Below are 22,311 nucleotides of genomic sequence, written 5' to 3' on the forward strand. Positions count from 1 at the left end.
GTTCTTAATGAGCAACTATCTTGATTGAGCAACTTCGTAAAGATTTTCCTTTATTACACCAATTAGTGGATGAGCAACCACTTTGTTATTTTGATTCTGCTGCTACAACACAAAAGCCACAGAGTGTAATTGATGCAGTAAACCATTTTTATCAGCTCGAGAATGCCAATGTACACCGCGGTGCACATACGCTTAGCGCTGATGCAACCACAAAATATGAAGCTGTGCGCGACAAACTTGCTCAATACTTAAATGTTCAGCGCAATGAAATCGTTTGGACCAAAGGTGCCACTGACTCTCTCAATTTAGTCGCCCACGGTCTATCAGAAAAATTAACTCAAGATGACGTAATTATGCTCTCCCCTTTTGAGCATCACGCTAATATCGTGCCTTGGCAACAAGCGGCAGCTAAAACAGGTGCACAAATTGTCGTTTTACCCGCTTCAGATGAAGGTGTACTGGACCACCATGCGTCAATTGAACTCATACACCAGCTCAAACCAACAATTTTAAGCATTTGTCATGCGTCCAATGCACTTGGCAATATTCATGATATCAAGTCGCTTATTGATGCCTCAAAAGCCTATTCAACAATCACTGTCGTTGATGGTGCCCAGTCATTTATGCATTTAAAACCAGACTTAACACAACTTAATTGTGATTTTTTCGTGTTTTCGGCTCATAAAGCACTTGGGCCAACTGGCCTTGGCGGTCTATTTGGTCGTTTTGAACTACTCAATAGCCTGCCTGTCTACCAGACCGGTGGTGAAATGATTGACACTGTTAGCTTCTCAGGCACTACATTTAGACAAGCACCTGAAAAGTTTGAGCCTGGTACACCTAATATAAGCGGTGTACTCGGCTTTGGAGCGGCACTTGATTACCTCAATAATATTGAACAAGATGCGTTAATTGAACATGAGCATGCTTTGTATCAATATCTGGTATCAAATCTGCAAAAAATCGCAGGCGTTAAAATTTGGGGCGACACAATACACAATATTGGTGTTGTCAGTTTTACTTATAAAAACGAACACCATTTTGACATCGCTACGCTACTAAACACCTATGGCGTAGCAGTCAGAAGTGGCCATCATTGCACTCAGCCTTTAATGGCACATTTAAATATTCCCGGCACAATTCGTGTAAGTCTTGCGTTTTATAATAATCAAAAAGACATAGACACTTTTATCAGTGCACTTATAGAAACCATTGAGATGTTGGAAGAATAATGGATATCAATCAAATCCAAGAAAAAATAAACAGTTTAAATGGCTGGCAAGCAAAATATCGTGAAATTATGCTACTTGGTAAGCAACTGCCGAGCCTGCCGGAGCCTCTAAAAACCTCAGAAGCGCTTGTAAAGGGCTGCGAGAGCAATGTATGGCTCCACATCGACCTTGACGAGTCTAGGCAACGTCTTGTGCTTATCGCTGACTCAGATACACGTATCGTAAAAGGATTATTGGCAATTATTTTGGCTTGCTACAACCACCAGCTGCCAAACGATGCAAAAAACATCGACGCTTATCAATTATTTGAAGATATGGGCCTAATCAAACATTTAAGCCCTTCGAGAGGAAATGGTGTCAAAGCAATTGTTGAGCGTATTCAACAACAAGTAAATATGCTCCAGTAATTGGAGCTACTTACTATCTCGTCCCTTTTTATCTAGGTACTTCCGAATAGACTTTGCAGCAGCAAAAAAACCAAAACTGCCAGTCACCATGGTTGCAGAGCCAAAGCCCGTGGCGCAGTCCATATTCTTACTCCCACCGGCTTGTTGTTTCGCTTTACAGACTTCACCATCCCCTGTTGGGTAAACAAGTTGCTCTGTGGAATACACACAATCTACCGCAAATTTACGTTTTGGATTAGCAGTGAAATTATATTGCTTACGCAATAAATATCGAACTTTTGCAAGTAACGGATCATGAGTCGTTTTAGCAACATCACCAAAGCTTATTTGACTTGGGTCAGTTTGGCCACCTGCTCCACCTGTAGTAATCACAGGTATTTTATTGCGCTTACAATGGGCTATCAGGGCCGCTTTTTCTTTTACTGCATCAATACAGTCAATGACATAATCAAAGCCTTGAATGTACTCTCTGATATTCTGTTGCGTTATAAAGTCATCTATAACAGTAACCTGGCAATTTGGATTAATGTTTTCAAGGCGAGACTTCATTGCCTCAGCTTTAATCTCACCTACCGTTTGCGTCACTGCATGTAATTGACGGTTGACATTCGTCACACAAATATCATCAAGATCTATCAGTGTAATATGTCCGATACCAGTTCTTGCCAATGCTTCAGCAGCCCAACTGCCCACACCGCCAATGCCTATAACGCAAAAATGCGCTTCACTTAACCACGCTAATTGTTGGTCACCATATAATCTACCGATGCCACCAAATCGAAGTGATGTATCTTGATCTGTCATATTACCACTCTAACTGCTCAGGCTGACGCCATGATAAAAATACTTCATGCTCAATTAACTGCATGAATTTGCTGCCCTCTTCAGGCTCAATACTAAAGGCCACACACTCGTCATTCCAATTAAACGAGAGATAGTACGCATGTAAGTACACTCTATCGGACTGCTTACCACCATAGCTATCGTCACCTAATATGGGTGCCGATAAACTTTTCATGGCAACTCGCAATTGATGAGTCTTACCACTATAAGGTTTAAGTAAACAGGCTCTCAATCCAGATTCAATGCTGGCAGAATAAAACCGGGTTATCGCTGGGCTATCTTGGCTTTTTAAAAGTTTATATGTGCCACGTCGAGACTTGGCCATATCCCCTTTTACCCACCCTTGCTTTTTCTTGGGTTTATCCGTTATCAACGCAAGATAAAATTTATTTACCTCACGACTTGTGAATAGCTCAGTCAGTTTTGCTGCAGCTTGACTAGATTTGGCAAGCACCAATAAACCGGATGTGACCTTATCCAATCGATGTACTGGAAATAAGCTCACTTCCAGCTGCTGCTCCAACAAAGCGACAAACCCCGCTTGCTCTTCACTATGGAAGCTCATACCACAGGGTTTGTAAGCAACAACAAAATCTTCATGCTGTGTAATGACTTTAATATCAGCCATTAAGAAACTCAATCACTCTATCTAAATCTTCAGGTGTATCAACACCTGCATGTACAGGTTTACACGCCTTGGTCACTTTTATTGAATGACCGTGATATAACACTCGAAGCTGCTCCAAAGACTCTTGCACCTCCAACGGAGACACACTGAGATCCAAATAGGTTTTAATAAACCCTGCGCGATAAGCATAAATACCGACATGACGCTTAAAATGCGTCAATGGAATAAGCGCTTTGTCCATCGTCATCATACTGTCACGCTGAAATGGAATTGGCGAGCGCGAAAAATAAAGTGCATTATTCTTGATGTCACTGACAACTTTTACTGCATTCGGGTTGAGCACTTCTTCCACATCTTCAATATCAACACTCAATGTCGCCATAGGTGCCGATGAGTCAAAAAGTAATTCCGCAACCTGCGTGATATTTTCTGGCTCGAGTAGTGGCTCATCACCCTGCACATTCACCATCAAAGTATCATCATCTAAATTGAGCAATTCCACTACTTCAGCAAGGCGCTCTGTGCCTGACTGATGATCTTCACGGGTCATTAAGACATTGTCTGTAAAACGCTTTGCTTCATCGAAAACCAATTGGTGATCAGTGGCGATATAAACCGCTTTTGCACCTGACTTCTGAGCTTGCTCAAATACTCTCTGGATCATCGTTTTACCGCAGATATCAACCAAAGGCTTGCCAGGCAAACGTGTGGATGCATACCTCGCTGGTATGACAACTATGAATTCCACTTTTCTACCTCTTCAAGAGACAGCTCTCGTGCCTCATTTTCTAACAAAACAGGAATATCATCTCTCACTGGATACGCAAGCTTAGCTGCTGTGCTAATGAGCTCTTTGTTATCCTTGTCATACGCCAATTTGCCTTTGCATACTGGACACGCAATAATTTCAAGTAGTTTAGTATCAAACGCCATGGGTGATTATCCCCTTTTTATCTAATAAGTTGTGAAGCTTGCTTACAAGCCCCTCTGACGGAACAGCATCTACGCGTAAGAAGTACCAGTTATCTTTTGCAAAAGACTGGCACTTTACCGCGTCTTTTTCTGTCATAAATACATTGCTTTTGTTGTATATTTCAAAATCTTGTGCAGTAAACATATGATGGTCTACAAAGTGTTTACTTTGCGTGATAGTCACCCCGTTTGCCGCCAGCGATTTCTCAAACCGTGATGGGTTACCAATCGCACTCACTGCAATGCCTCTTGGCTCAAAGCTGGTGACTCGCTCACCGGTTTTCACACTGTAAATACCTGTTGTATTAAGTGAGTAACCATCTTCTTTGATAGAGCCATTAAACACAGTAAGGTCAACTGACTTTAAACGCTTTGGAGTTTCTCTCAGTGGCCCTGCTGGTAACAAAAACCCGTTACCAAATCGACGTTCGTTATCAACAATACAGATCTCAATATCTCTATCAAGCTGGTAATGTTGCAAACCGTCATCACTTACAATGATATCAGGTTCATTATGCGAGATTAGGTATTCAATACTCGCCTTGCGATCGCCACCGATAACGACGTCACAGCCTAATCGTTTATAAATCAATAACGGCTCATCACCAGCCAGCTCTGCGGTGCTTTCATTTGTAACTTGATAAGGCGTATGCGGCGGCTTTGCACCGTACCCCCTGCTAATAACACCGACTTTCAGCCCCAGTGATTGTAAATAAGGGACAAGCCAAAGTACAAATGGTGTTTTGCCGTTACCACCAATACCAATGTTACCCACGATCATAACCGGTACAGACGCCTTATATGATGACTTTATGCCGACACGAAACAGTAAACGTCTAACAGTACTCACCAACCAAAAAAGAGCGCTTAATGGTAATAGTACAATATTAATTAGACTAATTGGCTTATACCAACTTTGTTCTACTTTATTCATTGTCATTCACCATATTGCATCTTGCACAGTGCAGAATACGCTCCATCATTAGCAAGTAACTCTTCATGTTTACCCTGCTCAAGTACTCGGCCTTTTTCCATTACGTAAATTTGATCTGACTTTTCAATAGTTGATAAACGATGTGCAATGACAATAGAAGTTTTGTTGACCATCAGCTTGTCTAATTCTTCTTGGATTAACCGTTCAGACTCAGTGTCTAATGCCGAGGTTGCTTCATCTAATATCAATACTGGTGCGTCTTTAACAATCGCTCGGGCTATCGCGATACGCTGCCTTTGCCCACCAGAAAGCATGACACCATTTTCACCAACTTCAGTATTCAGCCCTTGCGGCAGATCTTTGACGAACTCCCAAACATGCGCTTTTTTAGCAACTTCTATGAGTTCATCTTCGGTGAGTTTTTCATCCAAACCGTACATAATGTTGTTCGCTATGGTGTCGTTAAATAAAGTAACGTGCTGCGACACAAGCGCAAATTGATTTCTGAGGCTAGCTAAAGTGTATTCACTTAACTCGACACCATCTAATGTGATTGAGCCACTATCCAAATCGTAAAACCTAGGTAATAAGCTAGACAGTGTCGATTTGCCTGACCCACTTCTACCCACTAGCGCAATATTTTTACCTGCTGGGATCTCAATAGACAAATTTTCAATCACAGGCTCATCCTTTGTTGGATATGTAAATGTTGCACCCTTGATAGAAATTGCGCCGGTTACCGTATTTGCAGAATATGTACCGGTATCTTTTTCTTTCTCTTCATCAAGCACTTGAAAAATGCTCTTAGCTGCGGCAATACCGCGCTGGAAGTCACTATTGACGTTTGCCAATTGTTTCAAAGGGCGCAGCATCATCACCATTGCAGTGATCAACGAAGCAACTACACCTGGCGTCAGAGATTCATGTACTTCTGGCATAGCAATAATGGCCAAAACCACGGCCATCGCACTAGCAGCAATCAGCTGAATGACAGATACACTCAGCGCTCTTGTCGCATCCATTTTCACTCGTTGCTGACGATTGTGGTTGTTTACTTTAGCAAATTGCGTAATTTCTTTATCCTGACCACCAAAACCATGAATTTCTTTGTGACCAGACAGCATTTGCTCTGAACCTCTTGTCACCGCACCCATCGCATCCTGAATATTTTTTGATATTTTTCTGAAACGCTTAGATACGATACTGACAACAATGGCGACAAATGGCACGATTACTAGAAACAAAAGTGACAGCTTCCAACTGATCGCAAACATGCCCCATAGCAAAAAGACCACAAACGCCCCTTCTCTAATTGCCACTTGAAGTGCACGAGTCACCGCCTGCTGGACTTGTTCAGTATCAAAAGTAATTTTTGAAACCAGCTCACCATTAGAATGTTTGTCATGGAAAGACACTGGCATCAACAACATATGCTCGAATAGTTGTTGCCTTAGCTTTCTTACAACTTGAGAGCCAACATAACTCAGACAATAAGAAGACATATAATTAAATATGCCTCGACCCAAGACCAATAAAATAACCACAATCGGCGCCATCGCAAGTACATCTTGGTTGCCTTGTGAAAGACCTTCATCCATAAAGGGTTTCATCAGCTGAATGAATAACGCGTCCATTGCCGCATAGCCGAGCATACCGATAATCGCAAATGCTGCAGCTGCCTTAAATTCGTACGTGTAAGTCAAAAGCCTTTTATATATTTGCTTTCCAGACTGTTGCATAGTATTACTCTAAAACTTCAAAACCCCTTTATTGTATCTGCCATCAAGCAAAAACTGAATGCATTATCTTAAAAACCATAGATTTTTCGCGTTTCTTGCTGTGTACACCTCAAAGTGATCACTAAAAATTCGAATTTCAACCTGTCCATCCAGTGCGGTGTCGTATGCTTTATAACCAGACTTTAAATAACGCTGTAAAACTGCATCATGAGGCAGTTGCCAAGCCGTATTTCGACTTCTGGAAAAAACGGTAACTTCGCCAGACACCGCTTTTATAAATTCTGTACTTGAAGAAGTCCGGCTTCCATGATGTGGAGCCAACAAAAAATTTGCTCTCAATGAATCCCTATACTTTGACACAACCTCAGACTCCACATCAGCTTCAATATCTCCAGGTAGTAAAAGCTTGAATTTACCGTCGCTAACCAAAACCACACAGGAACTATTATTATCATTATTTTGTAATTCGTTAGGCCATATAGCGCTGATTGTGAGTTTACCCATTACAATATCTTTTAATAAACAGGGCTGAGCATAATCACTGCGGTGAAAAGTTTTTAATGAATCACCAAACCCCAAACTTTGCAGGTCCGATAGCCCACCGGCATGATCTCCATCATCATGACTTACAATAGTATGTATTAACTCAAGATTTTGTGCCTTCAAGTATGGCAACACAACATACTTAAACATGGAGTATGTGCCAAAATAATTCGCGCCTAAATCGTATAAAAAAGCTTTCTTGCCTTGTGAAATAAGTACTGCACTGCCATGACCCACATCGAATACGTTGATTTGCCATATGGGTTTGGGTAACCACAACCAATGTATGAATAATAAAGTTAACGGTATAAGCGCATAGATCCGTGTTAAAGCATGTGCCAACAACATAATTGATAGCATAACTAGACACAGTTGGCTGATTGAAATTGGTTGCACATCTAACCAATGGAAGTGATAAGACGTTAATGTTTTGTAGGAACTTGCGAGCAAGTTATCTAAACCCGTCATCAAATTGAATTCACTTACTGCGTGCAAAACACTCTGCACCAACATAAGTGGAAAAATGACCAAAGATAACAAAGGAATAAAAATTAAGTTTACAATTAGGCTGCTGACACTAACACCATGAAATGAATAAATCCCCAATGGGCATAACACGATGAACAGCAAAACTTGTATTTTGCCCAGCCAAACACATTTGTCTAACCAAGTTAGTTTGATTTTTTGACGTAATTGACGCTTCGAAACTAACCAAAAAATACCAGCCACAGCCGTAAAAGAAAAATACAGTCCTAAGTTTAAAAGTGCAAATGGGGATATCACCGTCACTATGGTTAACGTGTAAAGTAACAACCGAATGAAGCTCAGCCGTGTTCCTATCAAATAGCAGCAAACACCTGCACATGCCATCAGCCACGCTCGTTGAGCCGATATCTGCATACCGCTCATAACAACATACAAGCCAGCACACACTAGTGCGACGATGAGCCCTACTGAATGTATATTTACACCTTGCTTTAAGAGGGTTCTGAATGGAAAAAGGATTATCTTTGTCACCACCAGACTCAATGAAAAGAAGATTGCGATGTGTAAGCCTGAAATAGCCAATAAATGGCTCAAACCTAGCACACGAAATTGTTCTTTTTCGCTTTTTGGGATTTTTGATTTGTCTCCTGTCATCAAAACATAGTAAAGCCAACCAAAATGATAGTCTTGAAAGGCATCTAATATATAAAGTTGATAACTATGACGCCAAGATGCGTTATATCGACTTACTGTGCCGACTTTTAGCTTTCCTTTGAAGAAGATATGATTACGAAATGCATACAACTCACTATCAAAAACATATTGATTTTTTCGTGAGCGGAATGTTTTAAGCGTAACAACCCCGTTAATGATATCTCCCTCACGAAGCAAGCTTCCCCCTTCTGCAACTGATAAATTAGCGTGCACAGTTTGCCATGGGTTTACTTGAAATTGATCGAGTGCATTTATTTTTACTTGGATGTAAGGCCTATCGCCCTTTTTAATAATTTGAACAACCTTGGCGGTAATCTGAACCGGCTTATCAATAACCAAACTTTTCCATGAAAGTTGATAGAACAGCATGTAATTAAGACTTGTAACAAAAATACCTAAAATAAAACCTGCCAAAACGTTCGAAAAAAGCTTAAAATAGCAACTAACAAAAACGAGCAAGGCAAAACTGACGGGTAACTGCCATGTATCCATGAAGAATACGGATATTAGGCTTCCTAAAATGATGCCGCAGCAAATCAATATTGAAGTAAATGGTTGCTCTATATGGCAAAAAAAACGATCCAACGCTTTTTACCCGATCACAATAAGATCAAAGAACAAAAATCGTTAAGAATTTTTGGAAGTTTACTGCACGATGCAAATCTTTGGCATCTTAATCGGCGTTCAGCCAGAGGTGCCTTTTCCGTTGGACTATTTTTTGCGTTCATCCCTGTCCCTTTTCAAATGGTATTAGCAGCTGCACTCGCAATCCCTTTTCGAGTCAACCTACCGTTATCTATTGCATTGGTGTGGATCACCAACCCATTAACAATGCCACCTATATTTTATTGTTCTTATCTTGTCGGGGTTTTCGCACTTGGTCAAGAAATTCAGCCATTCCAGTTTGAGCCCACTTGGGAGTGGCTCACACAGAGCATATCAACAATTGGTCCTGCTTTTATCGTTGGCTCATTAATTTGTGCATCTATTGCCGCTGTTATTGGCTTTTTTGGTATCGACTACCTCTGGCGCCGCTCAGTAAACAAAGCGTGGCAAGCAAGGAACCAATAAATAAGTCGTCAATGTGTAATTAAAAAAGGGCCTTTCGGCCCTTTTTTAATGTTTATTTTCTGCGTCTTCTAAGCATTAATAATGGCAATGCTAAAAAGCCTAACATACCGAAAGATGCCGAGCTTCGTTCATAAGTCTCTGCTTCTTCTGCTGGGCACTGCTCTGGCTCTCCATTTATTGGCGTTAACAGTACTGGTACTGACACAGACTCAAATTCATCTTCACCCGCACTATTTTTTGTTACATTACCCAAACTGTCTCTGCGTTTGACTGTCTTTGTAGCGACTGCATAAATTCTGTTGTCTTCAGTAATTTTAACAGCGTCCCCGACACGATATGTGAAGTCATCCCTTTTACAAGGGATAAGGTCATTCAGATTAAGTAATTCAGCATTCGCCGTGTTATATATAAAAGCTTCTCTTCTTGGAGAATCTCCAATGTCTTCGACTTCTGCTTGGCCAACAATATAACCCGCATCGTTAATATCACGAGGATACATACCAGAACCGTTAGAGAAAGACTCCATTTCAGTTACAGTCTTGCTGTCGATATTATAGTAATAGCCTTTTACTTGCTGAAACGTACTAAGTTCATTAAATCTATAACCAATAACAATATTATTGTTGTTGATATCAAGACTTCGGCTCGCTTCATAGCCCTCATTATGTTCAATAATTTGTGTGAACTTGTCATCTTTGTAGTAACCAGCTCTTTGTCGACTGATGAAATTACCGTCTTTGCGAGTCTGAGAGTGGCCTACCGCATATCCTGATTGATTAACCGCCAAAGCAGTACCTAAATGAACTCTCTCTTCATTTTCTTCTCGCTCAATACCCAAGCCTAATAATTTTGACTCGCCTTCAATGATATTGAAATTAGCGTCTAGCTTCCATTGATATGCATGGCGGTTGTAGTATATCGAGCCATTTTGCAACTCCCATACACACACATTGACCGGCTCATTCTCTCCTTTACACAAATCGTCAAAACGCTGTTGACCATCTATCGCAACATCTATTGAACTTTGTCCAACAACTAAATACGTGCCATCATCAAGTCTTTCAACATGATTCGCAACACTGAAACCACCGTATTCACCGACAAAGGCTGGTGGCAGCTCGATAACCTCACCACCTGGGGAGATGAATACACCGCGTGATGAAAACGCTCTTTCAAAAAATACCGTTGGCTCACTTTCATCATTTTTAACGAAGTCAGTTCTTTTTGAATAAGGCGCACTGCCCCAGCCGACCATCGAACCATCTGAGGCAACACCATTGATATAAGTTACCACTGAACGCGATAATTCATTGTTGGTATATGCTCGCTCAACATCAAAAATGACTTTCTCGTCTGCAGTTGTCGTTGAATATATTAAGCCCGCACTCGAATTCAGTTTCTGAAATTCTGCGTTTCCACTTCGTTGATTAAGGTAAGCACGCATAAAATCGTGTGCATCAACATCTGTTGCTGTCGCATTATTATTTTCGATGTCATCCAAAGTAAACTCTATTGGGTCATCGATTTTTTCTTGCGCCTCTTTAAAGTTGTTATAATCAGCCTTTAAATTGTCGTCATTAAAATCAATATAAGTAGTGTCAATTTTTAAATTGAATAACCCGGTTGCTCTACCAACTACGTCGCCAGATTCGTTTGCATCAACGACTGTGCTATCTGTCGAAGCACTAAATGATGGCAATTCAGTTAGCTGGTATGTCGCAGCAAAAAGCTGCCCTGAAAAGCACAAGCCAATACTGGCGGCTAAAAGTGTATATCTCATTTCAATCCTTACTGCTGATTCTGTAAAGCTTCTAATTCTTCCCAACGCTCAAACGCGGTTTCGAGCTTGGACTCCAATTCCGCTAGTTGGTTCAATGCTTGTTGTGTTACATCAGATTCTTGTTTGAAAAACTCGGGGGAGTTAACCAAAGCCTGCTGCTCTTCAAGCGCGGTTTCAAGTTCCTCTACTTTACTTGGCAAGGCCTCTAATTCAAGTTTTAATTTGTAACTGAGCTTGCTTGATTTGTTTTTGCTTGTATCGCGTTTAGCGGGTGTGGCAGCAGACTTTTCTTTGTCTAATTTTTCCAGCTCTTTTTGTTGAGCCAGTTTGTTATCTCGATACGCCTCAAAATCACTGTAACCACCAACAATCTCAGTTACCACACCATCGCCTTCAAAAGCCCAAACGCTATTACAAGTGTTATCAATAAACTCCCTATCATGGCTAACAATTAATATTGTGCCTTGATATTGAGTAATGATTTCCTCTAACAATTCTAACGTTTCAATATCCAAATCATTGGTTGGCTCATCCAGTACCAATACATTTGACGGCTTTAAAAACAGCTTCGCTAAAAGTAGTCGGTTTTTCTCACCACCTGATAACGCCTTAACCGGTGTACGAGCACGTGCTGGTGGAAATAAGAAGTCTTGCAAATAGCCCAATACGTGTCTGCTTCTACCACCAATAGACACTTCTTGCTTACCTTCAGCAACGTTGTCTTGAACAGTCATCTCTTCATCAAGTTTTTCGCGATATTGGTCAAAATAGGCAACTTCTAGGTTAACGCCTTGCTTTATTTTGCCACTGTCTGCAGACAACTTACCGAAAAGCAGCTTTAATAACGTTGTTTTACCTATTCCGTTAGGACCTATTAAGCCAACTCTATCACCACGCATAACCAACGTAGAAAAATCTTTCACAATGGGCTTATCTTTGAATGCATGATTTACGAAGTTTGCTTCAAATACCAACTTGCCAGAGCGTTCAGCAGATTCAATGTTAAAGTCCGCTTTGCCAACTTGCTCAATACGCTGTTTTCGCTCAACACGTAACGCTTTTAACGCACGGACACGGCCTTCGTTGCGTGTTCTGCGCGCTTTAATACCCTGTCTTATCCAAGTCTCTTCTTCAGCGAGTTTTTTATCAAACAACGCGTTTTGAGCTTCTTCAACTTTTAAATCATGCGCTTTTTGCTCGAGATACTTAGCATAATTACCAGGATAAGAGACCAACTTGCCCCTATCTAAATCTAAAATACGTGTAGCAACGGCTCTGATGAACGCACGGTCGTGAGAAATAAACACGATGCCACCTTTGAAATCTTTCAAAAATGACTCTAACCACTCCACACTTGCCATATCCAAATGGTTAGTCGGTTCATCAAGTAATAATAAGTCTGGATCGCTTACAAGCGCTTTTGCTAGCGCAACCTTTCTAAGCCACCCACCAGAGAGCTTTTCCAAACGCATTTGCGCAGTCAGCTGGAGCTGGCTTAGTACCAAATTAATTCGACTTTCAAAACGCCAAGCGTCAGCAGCCTCAATTTCGGCAGATAGACGCTCAAGTTTATTTAGCAAACTATTTGACTGATCCGTCTGTAGCGCTTCGCTAACATGATTGTATTCAATTAATAGACTTGCGACGTCTGGTAGGCCCTGTGCAACATAATCAAAAACACTACCCTGTGCACCCTTTGGTGGATCTTGCTCAAGGCGTGATACTTTTAGGCCTGTTAAACGGTTTATTTCACCATCATCCAGTATTACCTGTCCATCAAGTACTTTTAATAAAGTTGACTTACCAGCTCCGTTTCGTCCAACAATACACACACGTTCGCCAGCTTCGATGAGGGCATCAGCATTGTCTAGTAACGGATGAGAACCAAAAGCAAGTTGTGCTTTAGCAATTCTTATTAAATCCATCTTCTTGTATAAACTCTTGAATTTGTTGTTGAGTAAATGGCCAATTCAGCAATTTACCCGTCTTTATATTTTTAAGTACTGGAATAGAGGTTTGAAATTGTGCCATCAAACGCTCATCATCCAAGATATCTTGATGATGAATGTCATCGAGTGCAAGGACTGTCACGGCTAAATCGTGCGCCTGCTCACATAAATGACACCCATCTGTGTGATATAAAACCACTCTAGCCATGTGTAATAAGCCAGCTGTTGTGGATCTGTTTGTTGCGTTTAAAGTCTGGGGATAATGTTTCTGTTGAGATATTTTCCGCTTTCAAACCCAATCCCATCAGTGCCACTTCATCCATTTTGAAACCACGCTTATTGTTAGAGAACAGTAGTACGCCATCTGGACTTAAAATGTTCTTAACCCAAGTTAATAACTGGATATGGTCCCTTTGAACATCAAACACATTTTTCATTCTCTTAGAGTTTGAAAAGGTAGGCGGATCTAAGAAAATCAAATCATATTGACCGTTAGCATGCTCTAACCATTTTAAGCAATCCGCTTGTTCAAATCTAAAGCGTGGATTTTTAAGGTTGTTAAGTGCGAAGTTTTCCTCTGCCCACTTAAGATAAGTCTTTGACATGTCAACGGTTGTAACCGACTTGGCACCACCAATCGCCGCGTGAACCGATGCAGAACCTGTATAAGCAAACAAGTTTAACACTCGCTTATCTTGCGCATTTTGCTGAATAAAACGACGCGCAAGACGGTGATCTAGAAACAGGCCAGTATCTAAATAGTCATATAGATTAACTTTAAATTTTGCGCCAAACTCTTCAATAACTTGATAACGGTTTTGCTTCTCGTACGAAGTATATTGCTCGTCACCGCGCTGCTTTTTACGCACCTTAACCGCTAAATTACTTGGTGAAATATCTAAGGTCTCTGCAGTCAGGGAAATCACATCTTGTAAACGTTTATCCGCTACGTCGGCGTTGATTTCTTTTGGTGCTGCATATTCAAAGATAACTGCATTGTCGCCATATACATCAACAGCCACGTTATATTCTGGAATGTCTGCATCATACAAGCGATAGGCTTCAACAGACTCTTTCTTCAACCAGCTTTTTAGGCCCTGCTTATTCTTTTTAAGTCTGTTCGCAAATGCACGAGACTGTTCAAAATGTAACTCTGAAGTTTGTTGATTTTGTGCAACTTGCTTCTCATTCAGCTCATACATATACAATGTGACGTCAATTGGACCATTCTTAAACTTATAGCGTTTTTTAGACGCAAGCTTAAGCAACCTAAATAGCTCATCGTCGGTCCCGAGCAGTGCCGCATTCCAATCACGATAATGCTTCTTGAAGCTCACACCCATATTACGATAAAGATTAATTAATTCAGCCATTGAACCCAAGCGTTCACCATACGGCAAGTTACTTAGAATTGTACCAGGGCGTTTCGCTACAGACAGCAACTTGCCTGCATCAGCTTCTTTAAACTGAATTAGTTCGCCAACACCTGCACGATTTGCGTTAGACTTAGCGGTGTCTAGCACTCTTGCATCAATATCATGGCCAATTAACCAAAGTTTAGCGTCTACTTTTTCAGCTTTTAGCTCTTTTTGGATTTCTTTGAACTTTGCTTCTCTAAAGCTAGGAAGGCGCTTAAAAGCAAATGCTTTATGTAAGTTTGTAGGTAAATTTAAAGCCATACTCGCAGCTTCAATCAACAATGTACCTGAACCACAGCACGGATCAAACAGCGGCTTTGATGTGTCGTTTAACCAGCCACTTCGAGTAACAAGCGCAGCTGCAAGGTGCTCACGGATTGGGGCTTTACCCTGTTTAGTCCTATAACCTCGGTCAGACAGCCTTGGACCAGAATAATCAAGATATAGTGCTATTTTTTGTTTGTTAAGCTTAGCAATGATACGTACATTCGCATCTTGCTTATCTACAGAGGGACGTTGCTCATAAAGATCTTGGAAATAATCAACCACAGCATCTTTAATAACCAGGCCTGAGAACTGTGTATTTTTTAATTCTTTGTTCGTGCCATTAAACTCGACGGCAAAGGTTTGCGACGGACCAAACCACTCTTGCCAACCTTGAAAACGAGCAAACTTATACAGGTCATCTTTATTTTTAATATCTTCATGCTCATCAATTAACAACATGACGCGCGTTGAATATCGCGTCATCATACAAAACTTCTGAGCGGTAAGATTGTCGGCCTCAAAACGAACCGAACCAATGCTTTGCTTAGTAACTTTAATTTCGAAAGATTGAAGTTCTTCGACTAGTAAATTTTCGATGCCAATCGATGTAAGCGCAATAAACTGCAATGTGATAACCCTGTAATTTCAATTGACGCGAGTATAACACAGCTACGTAAAGACTGGGATTGGATTAAGCCCTTCTACTGACTTTATTATTTATCAATACCGGGTGGATACGATCGTTTAAAACTTTAATAGCCTGAAACTGCTCTAAGCTGATGTTTTCATCTAATTGGAAGTTTGCTGTTAGGTTGATACACAGACTTGCGTCGCGCTCATGATCAACGATTAAGCATTCACCTGTCATGACTTTGGATTTAAGACTAATTACTGCATTACACAGTACTTCATTACCAACATACGCTTGGAAAAACCAACTTTTGGCTTGTACTGGCAATAAATGGAATTTAGCAGCGGTAGCATTTAATGCGATTTGACAACATTGCGCTTCTGACCAAACAGAATAGGTGCACAAGTAATCAAATACATTTTGATAAAATGCAGCTTCTTCTACGCTAAATGTGGGGCTAGAATCAGAGTCAGCTGTAAGCTGTCGAAGACGATATGGCGTACAAAGCTGAAGCTCATCTCCCAAATCAACAAGCAAACGGTTTTGTGTACGACATTGAAGCCAACGCCACTCTTTTGATGCTTGCAAAATCGCCCTCCACAATACTATTAAATTAATTCATATAGTAACGCGAAGTATATCGCGATTTTTGCAAGTGTAAAAATATTTATAATAACAATTTGTTTAGGATCATTTCGTAATATGACTGATCCTTATAAAGAATTTACGATCCTTTTGATCAATTGTGGCCCTTCGTAGATGAACCCAGTATACAATTGTACAAGATCTGCGCCCGCATCGAGCTTTTCTTGCGCAGCTTCAGCGCTGTCAATTCCACCCACGCCAATAATAGGTAACTTGCCTTCTGTAAGACGCTTTAGCTCTTGAACAACATGCGTTGACTTTTCACGTACAGGACGTCCAGACAAGCCCCCTGCTTCATTAGCAAACTCTAGACCTTGCACAGCTTCTCTTGCCAACGTAGTATTCGTAGCTATTACGCCATCGATACGATTATTTACAAGTGATTCAGCAATTTGCGTTAATTGCACAGCATCGACATCTGGTGCAATTTTAACAAGCATTGGGACTGACTTTTTGTGCTTTTCAATCAAGTCTACCTGCTCATTTTTAAGGCTTTGTAATAAGTCATCTAACGCTTCACCATACTGTAGATCACGAAGACCAGGGGTATTCGGTGAAGAGATGTTTACTGTGATGTACGATGCATGCTCAAAAACCTTGCGCATACAATGAATGTAATCATCTTTGCCTTGCTCGTTTGGTGTATCTTTGTTTTTACCAATATTGATCCCAAGGATCCCGGTATAATTTGAAGCTTTTACGTTAGCAACTAAATTATCTACGCCTTTATTGTTAAAGCCCATTCTGTTTATCACAGCATGTGCTTCCGGTAGACGGAAAATACGAGGCTTATCATTACCAGCTTGAGGCCTTGGTGTAACAGTACCTACTTCAATAAATCCAAAACCCATTTGGCCAAATGCGTCAATACATTCAGCATTTTTGTCTAAACCAGCCGCCAATCCCACTGGGTTATCAAATTCTAAACCTAAAAAGTTAACTGGCTTTTTAGGAAGAGACTGTGACCAAGCAAGACTTAATGGGGTATTTTTGAAACGGCGCAAGTTGCCTAAAGCAAAATCGTGGGCCCATTCCGCATCTTTATTAAACATATAACGACGTGCTAAATCGTAAAACATCGAGACTCCTTAAGTTCCTGGTAACTGTTTGAGGCAAAAAAATACCCCAGCAATTGCCGGGGTATTTTAACGTGTTAATTTTTATTTGGAAGTGTCACAGTTGTGACTTAGTAACATTAATTCTCTTAACGCTACTGAGAACTTCGCAAAGTCATGGTTCTGAGAAGTCTTAAACTCCGCTAGCATTTGCTGCCAACGGTGTAGAAGTGAAGACTGATTATCCATCCACTGATTGATAAGTGCGTCAACTTCACCGTCTCCTTCAAAGCTGTTAAGAACAACTTCAGACAATGCACGCTGCTGCCAGTCTAGCTCTTCACGGTATGAAGCACGTGCTAGTGCCTGCCAGTGGTTAGCCACTGGTTGCGCAGTGATTTGGTCTAGGAACCAATGTAGCCCCATGTTTGCACCTAACTTGAAGTACGTATTAGATACTACGGAGATATCACGCTTCGCGTTGTTTGCAACTTCTGCAAGATCCATCACAGAGAATAAGCTAGATAGCGATACAATACGATCCGCTAGCGCTTGTGGAACACCTTCTGATGTTAGTTCAGCAGCCTTCTCTGCAAGACGTGCACTTTCCTCTTCAACCATATACGTTGTCAGGTTAGTGCTTAAATCAGCAAATGTTGGTGCGAAGAACTCAATTGTTTCTTCAATGCTCAGAGCTTTGTTACGGTGGCGTAGGAACCAACGAGTAACACGGCGAACGGTACGACGTAATTGATACAACATCTCTGTTTGAACCGCTGACGGGATCTTGTTATCAAGTGACGAAATTTCGGCCCATGTTTCTGACATTTGGAATGTCGCACATGCGATTGAATAACAAAGTGCAATTTCAGCTTCTGTTGCACCTGTTTCTTCATGCATGCGGATCATGAAGTTCAAGCCCATATCGTTGACGATATTGTTAGCAAGCTTGGTCGCAATGATCTCTTTTCTCAGTGGGTGCTCATCCATTGCCGCATTAAAGCGGTCACGTAGAGGCACTGGGAATGAATTTACTAGCAACTGACGGTAATAAGGGTTTTCAGTGATTTCATCAACCACTAATGTTTCTTTAAGTACCATCTTAGAGTAAGAAACTAGTACAGACAATTCTGGACGAGTTAAATCAAGACCAGCTGCAGCGCGCTCAGCTAGCTCTTCATCACTTGGTAAAAACTCAATGTTTCGATCAAGCTTGCCGTCTTTTTCAAGTGCATGGATGAAACGGATCTTTTCTTTAAGTGTCGCAGGGCCTTTAGACTTAGTTACAGACAATGTATGTGTTTGACGGTAGCAATCAGCTAGTACAAGTTCAGACACTTCGTCAGTCATTGCATATAGCAATTCGTCACGTTGTTTCTTCGTAAGGTCACCTTCAGCAACTAGACCATTAAGTAAAATCTTAATGTTTACTTCGTTATCTGAACACGCAACACCACCAACGTTATCGATAAAGTCAGTGTTAATGCGACCGCCTTTAGCTGCAAACTCGATACGACCAAGTTGCGTAGCACCTAGGTTGCCGCCTTCGCCAAAGATCTTAGCACCAAGCTCAGAGCCATTGATACGTAGTGCATCATTCGCTCTGTCACCTACATCCGCGTCACTTTCGTTTTTCGCCTTAATGTAAGTACCGATACCACCATTCCAAAGTAGATCAACAGGCATCATTAGAAGCGCTTTAATCAACTCATTTGGCGTCATGCTTGCTTTCTTAGTACCAAGCATTTTCTTAATTTCTGGTGTGAGTGTGATTGACTTCGCTGCACGAGAGAAGATACCACCACCTTGAGAAATTAAGCTTGCATCATAGTCTTCCCAAGATGAACGTGGCAATTCAAACATACGTGCACGCTCTTTGTAAGAGCTCGCTGCCTCTGGGTTTGGATCGATGAAGATGTGCATGTGGTTAAATGCAGCAACTAAGCGCGTGTGCTCAGAAAGTAACATACCGTTACCGAATACGTCACCTGCCATATCACCGATTGCAACCGCTGTGAATTCAGTTGTTTGACAGTCAATATCCATTTCACGGAAGTGACGCTTAACTGACTCCCAAGCACCTTTAGCTGTGATACCCATCTTCTTGTGGTCATAACCAATTGAACCACCAGATGCAAATGCATCACCTAGCCAGAAGTTGTATTCATCAGCAATACCGTTGGCGATATCTGAGAATGTCGCTGTGCCTTTATCGGCGGCAACTACAAGGTATGGGTCATCTTCATCATGACGAACTACATTTACAGGCGGCACAATGTCACCGTGAATGATGTTATCAGTAATGTCTAACAAACCACGGATGAAGATCTTGTAGCACTCTTGACCTTCGCGGAAGAAACCTTCACGGTCATTTGGTAGCTGTTTACATACGAAGCCGCCTTTAGAGCCAACAGGTACAATTACAGTGTTCTTAACCTGCTGTGCTTTAACTAACCCCAACACTTCTGTGCGGAAGTCTTCACGACGGTCAGACCAACGTAAACCACCACGTGCAACCTTACCACCACGTAAGTGAACACCTTCGATACGCGGAGAGTATACGAAGATTTCAAATGCAGGTAATGGCAACGGCATTTCTGGAATTGCGCTTGGCTGAATTTTGAATGAAACGTATGATTTGTTAGAACCATCCGCTTCTTTTTGGTAGAAGTTCGTTCTTAGCGTCGCATCAATCATTGCTACGTAAAGGCGAATGATACGGTCATCATCAAGGTTCGCTACACTTTCCAGCTCGTGGTAGATTTTCTCCACTAGCTTATCAAGTGACTTTTGCGCCACTTTCTTCTGTGGGCAGAATTTCTTCTCAAACAGCTCAACCAATTGGTTTGCGATGTGAGGATAATGCTCGAACGTATTTTCGATGTAAGACTGTGAGAAAGTCACACCAATCTGGCGCATGTATTTAGCGTATGCACGAAGGATAGATGCTTCACGGCCAGTAGAGCCCGCTTTTAAAACTAAACGGTTGAAGCCGTCATTCTCAAGACGGTTGTTCCAAACGTTGATAAGTGCAGCACGGAAACGCGCTGATACTTTATCAAAATCTGCTAACCCTTTGCTGTCTAACAGCATAGAGAAGTCCATGATCCAGTTTACTTGACCATCACTTGTCTTAACGGCATAAGGTGTTTCACCAATTACACGTAAACCAAAGTTTTCAAGCATTGGCATCACATCTGATAGATGAATTGGCTCGTCTTTGTGGAATAAGCTCAAACGCACAATTTGTGAATTTGCTTCTTCTTGAGGTCTGTAGAACAGCATCTCAAGTTTATTTTCATCGCTCAACTTTTCAAGTTTTGAGATATCAACGACAGCTGCACTTGGCAGTACTTCGTCTTTGTAAGCACGAGGGAAAGCCGTAGCATATTTGCGGTTTAAGTCATTACCGCGCGCTTCACCTTCACCCGCAAGTAAAGCTGTTTGTAGTTTATCTTCCCAAGTACGGGCAGCTTCTACTAAATTATTTTCGATTTCTTTCACGTTGTACTTAATGTTGTTGTCAGCTACACGAACAATGTAATGCGTTCTTGCTAATGTAGACTCTGAGAAAAATGTAGTGAACTCAACTTTTTCGTTAGACCCAAAGGCATCGCCTAACAGTTTTTGAGTTTCGCGACGAAGCGCGGTGTTATATCTCTCACGCGGTACATAGACCATACAAGAGAAGAAACGTCCATATACGTCTCTTCTAACGAATAGACGACACATATCACGCTCTTGGGTTTGTAATACACCCATAGCAACATCTAATAGCTCAGATTCACGAGCCTGCACTAGCTCGTCACGTGGATACGTTTCTAAGATATTTAAGACAGCTTTATAAGCATGTGTTCCTTTCGCAAAATCACACTGCTCCATGATACGAGCTATTTTGCTCTTTAATACTGGAACATCAGATGCGCTGTTGTTGTAAAAACTTGATGAAAATAAACCAATGAAGCGGTCTTCACCAATTACATTCCCTTCAGCATCAAAGCGTTTAATTCCAACGTAATCGATATGCGCTGGGCGATGAACGCGTGACTGAGAATTTGTCTTAGTTAAAATTAATAAGTTTTTACTGCGTGCTTCAAGGCGAGCAACTTCTGGTAGCTCTGATAGCAGACGGCTGCTTTCAGAAGAGTTTTTCATTAGGCCTAAACTTGAACCTGCAACAGGCTTAAGTTCATAGTCGCCTTGAACTGGTACAAGGTCATACTGACGGTATCCCATGAACGTGAAGTTATCACGCGCAAGCCAATCAAGGAATTCAACCGCTTCACTGAGTTCTTGTTCAGAAGAGTTGTGCTTGCGATTAGGAATATCTTCACCAACTGCAACCAGTTTATCTCTGACAAGCAACCAGTCTTCAACCGCTACAGAAACATCCTTTAACACTGATTCTAGTTCTTGCGTAAAGTCCGCAATGACAGACTCGTCTGTTTGACGGTCAATCTCAATAAAGAAAACAGTTTTAGTAGATGAAGATTCTTGTTCAGTTTTTAAACCTGAAACAGCTGAGATTTTATCTTCTTGGTCGCGGTTGATCTTGAGAGGACAGTGTAAAAGTAAATGCGAAGCAATATTCTTACGGCTTAGCGCCATACGTACTGAATCGACCAAAAATGGCATATCATCTGAAATGATTTCAACAATCGTGTGAGACGATTGCCAGCCATCTTTTGCAACTTCAGGGTTGAATACACGGATCACTGCTTCATCTGAGGTATTCTTCTCTAGAGAATTCCATAAACTTAAAGCAGCGCCGTACAAGTCGCTGTCGTTACGGTGAGCCAAGTCCTCTTTAGACATGTTGCTGTACAAGGCTTTGGCAAATGTTTCAACGAGCGACACGTTATCGGCATGAACTTTTTTCTGGATCAACTTGCAAACGTTATCAAGGATAACCGATGCTGGACCTTCACTTTGTGTCATTATGTGTTCCTTAATCTATACCACCTTTGAACGGTAGATTATTTGTACAGCCAATTATT

At 41.3% G+C, this 22,311-nt stretch carries 17 protein-coding genes; 3 read left to right on the forward strand and 14 right to left on the reverse strand.

Translation table 11 applies throughout. The features are described from left to right. The first annotated feature begins 20 nt into the window (after positions 1 to 20). Together S4054249_RS11525 and S4054249_RS11530 are read left to right on the forward strand one after the other, a co-directional pair. A complete protein-coding gene (locus S4054249_RS11525) occupies positions 21 to 1,232 on the forward strand; it encodes an aminotransferase class V-fold PLP-dependent enzyme (RefSeq protein WP_230851847.1) in 1,212 nt (403 codons plus the stop codon). Continuing rightward, on the forward strand, positions 1,232 to 1,639 hold the full coding sequence (locus tag S4054249_RS11530) for a SufE family protein (RefSeq protein ID WP_046355033.1): 408 nt from the start codon (positions 1,232 to 1,234) through the stop codon (positions 1,637 to 1,639). Before S4054249_RS11525 ends, S4054249_RS11530 begins: the two co-directional genes overlap by 1 nt. A gap of 6 nt (positions 1,640 to 1,645) precedes the next feature. On the opposite strand, the gene tcdA is transcribed toward S4054249_RS11530, so the two are convergent. The 7 genes from tcdA to S4054249_RS11565 all read right to left on the reverse strand — a co-directional run bounded on the left by tcdA (position 1,646) and on the right by S4054249_RS11565 (position 8,990). Continuing rightward, the gene (gene tcdA / locus S4054249_RS11535) at positions 1,646 to 2,443 is read right to left on the reverse strand and encodes a tRNA cyclic N6-threonylcarbamoyladenosine(37) synthase TcdA (protein WP_046355032.1); all 798 of its coding nucleotides are present in this window, start codon (positions 2,441 to 2,443) and stop codon (positions 1,646 to 1,648) included. Between the two features lies 1 nt (position 2,444). Next, positions 2,445 to 3,110, reverse strand: a complete 666-nt coding sequence (locus tag S4054249_RS11540) for a TIGR01621 family pseudouridine synthase (protein WP_046355031.1) — start codon at positions 3,108 to 3,110, stop codon at positions 2,445 to 2,447. Further along, the gene (kdsB, locus tag S4054249_RS11545) at positions 3,103 to 3,858 is read right to left on the reverse strand and encodes a 3-deoxy-manno-octulosonate cytidylyltransferase (protein ID WP_046355030.1); all 756 of its coding nucleotides are present in this window, start codon (positions 3,856 to 3,858) and stop codon (positions 3,103 to 3,105) included. Before kdsB ends, S4054249_RS11540 begins: the two co-directional genes overlap by 8 nt. Continuing rightward, on the reverse strand, positions 3,846 to 4,043 hold the full coding sequence (locus S4054249_RS11550) for a Trm112 family protein (RefSeq protein WP_046355029.1): 198 nt from the start codon (positions 4,041 to 4,043) through the stop codon (positions 3,846 to 3,848). Before S4054249_RS11550 ends, kdsB begins: the two co-directional genes overlap by 13 nt. Continuing rightward, the gene (gene lpxK, locus S4054249_RS11555) at positions 4,033 to 5,016 is read right to left on the reverse strand and encodes a tetraacyldisaccharide 4'-kinase (RefSeq protein ID WP_046355028.1); all 984 of its coding nucleotides are present in this window, start codon (positions 5,014 to 5,016) and stop codon (positions 4,033 to 4,035) included. The genes S4054249_RS11550 and lpxK overlap by 11 nt, the downstream gene beginning before the upstream one ends. A gap of 2 nt (positions 5,017 to 5,018) precedes the next feature. Next, a complete protein-coding gene (gene msbA, locus S4054249_RS11560) occupies positions 5,019 to 6,755 on the reverse strand; it encodes a lipid A export permease/ATP-binding protein MsbA (RefSeq protein WP_046355027.1) in 1,737 nt (578 codons plus the stop codon). 63 nt (positions 6,756 to 6,818) lie between these two features. Further along, a complete protein-coding gene (locus S4054249_RS11565; protein ID WP_046355026.1) occupies positions 6,819 to 8,990 on the reverse strand; it encodes a DNA internalization-related competence protein ComEC/Rec2 in 2,172 nt (723 codons plus the stop codon). 72 nt (positions 8,991 to 9,062) lie between these two features. Between S4054249_RS11565 and S4054249_RS11570 the strand changes: the two genes are divergently transcribed. Beyond that, positions 9,063 to 9,569 carry a DUF2062 domain-containing protein gene (locus S4054249_RS11570; RefSeq protein WP_046355025.1) on the forward strand — a complete coding sequence of 169 codons (507 nt, stop codon included), beginning with the start codon at positions 9,063 to 9,065 and terminating at the stop codon, positions 9,567 to 9,569. Between the two features lie 52 nt (positions 9,570 to 9,621). Here the strand turns inward: S4054249_RS11570 and S4054249_RS11575 are convergent, their stop codons facing one another. From S4054249_RS11575 to S4054249_RS11605, 7 genes are all read right to left on the reverse strand, one after another. Continuing rightward, entirely contained in the window at positions 9,622 to 11,349 is a 1,728-nt protein-coding gene (locus S4054249_RS11575) for a DUF3466 family protein (RefSeq protein ID WP_046355024.1), read from the reverse strand. 8 nt (positions 11,350 to 11,357) lie between these two features. Further along, complete coding sequence (uup, locus tag S4054249_RS11580; protein ID WP_046355023.1) at positions 11,358 to 13,274, reverse strand: ATP-binding cassette ATPase Uup; 1,917 nt, start codon at positions 13,272 to 13,274, stop codon at positions 11,358 to 11,360. Further along, a complete protein-coding gene (locus S4054249_RS11585) occupies positions 13,252 to 13,506 on the reverse strand; it encodes a glutaredoxin family protein (RefSeq protein ID WP_046355022.1) in 255 nt (84 codons plus the stop codon). Before S4054249_RS11585 ends, uup begins: the two co-directional genes overlap by 23 nt. After that, positions 13,499 to 15,610, reverse strand: coding sequence for a bifunctional 23S rRNA (guanine(2069)-N(7))-methyltransferase RlmK/23S rRNA (guanine(2445)-N(2))-methyltransferase RlmL (gene rlmKL, locus S4054249_RS11590; RefSeq protein WP_046355021.1), 2,112 nt, complete (start codon positions 15,608 to 15,610; stop codon positions 13,499 to 13,501). Before rlmKL ends, S4054249_RS11585 begins: the two co-directional genes overlap by 8 nt. Positions 15,611 to 15,674: 64 nt before the next feature. After that, positions 15,675 to 16,205, reverse strand: a complete 531-nt coding sequence (locus tag S4054249_RS11595) for a cell division protein ZapC domain-containing protein (RefSeq protein ID WP_046355069.1) — start codon at positions 16,203 to 16,205, stop codon at positions 15,675 to 15,677. A gap of 122 nt (positions 16,206 to 16,327) precedes the next feature. Beyond that, positions 16,328 to 17,338 carry a quinone-dependent dihydroorotate dehydrogenase gene (pyrD, locus tag S4054249_RS11600; protein ID WP_046355020.1) on the reverse strand — a complete coding sequence of 337 codons (1,011 nt, stop codon included), beginning with the start codon at positions 17,336 to 17,338 and terminating at the stop codon, positions 16,328 to 16,330. A gap of 81 nt (positions 17,339 to 17,419) precedes the next feature. Next, entirely contained in the window at positions 17,420 to 22,252 is a 4,833-nt protein-coding gene (locus S4054249_RS11605; protein ID WP_046355019.1) for an NAD-glutamate dehydrogenase, read from the reverse strand. Positions 22,253 to 22,311 lie beyond the last annotated feature (59 nt).

Source organism: Pseudoalteromonas luteoviolacea (assembly GCF_001750165.1).
GTDB classification, from domain to species: Bacteria; Pseudomonadota; Gammaproteobacteria; order Enterobacterales; family Alteromonadaceae; genus Pseudoalteromonas; species Pseudoalteromonas luteoviolacea_G.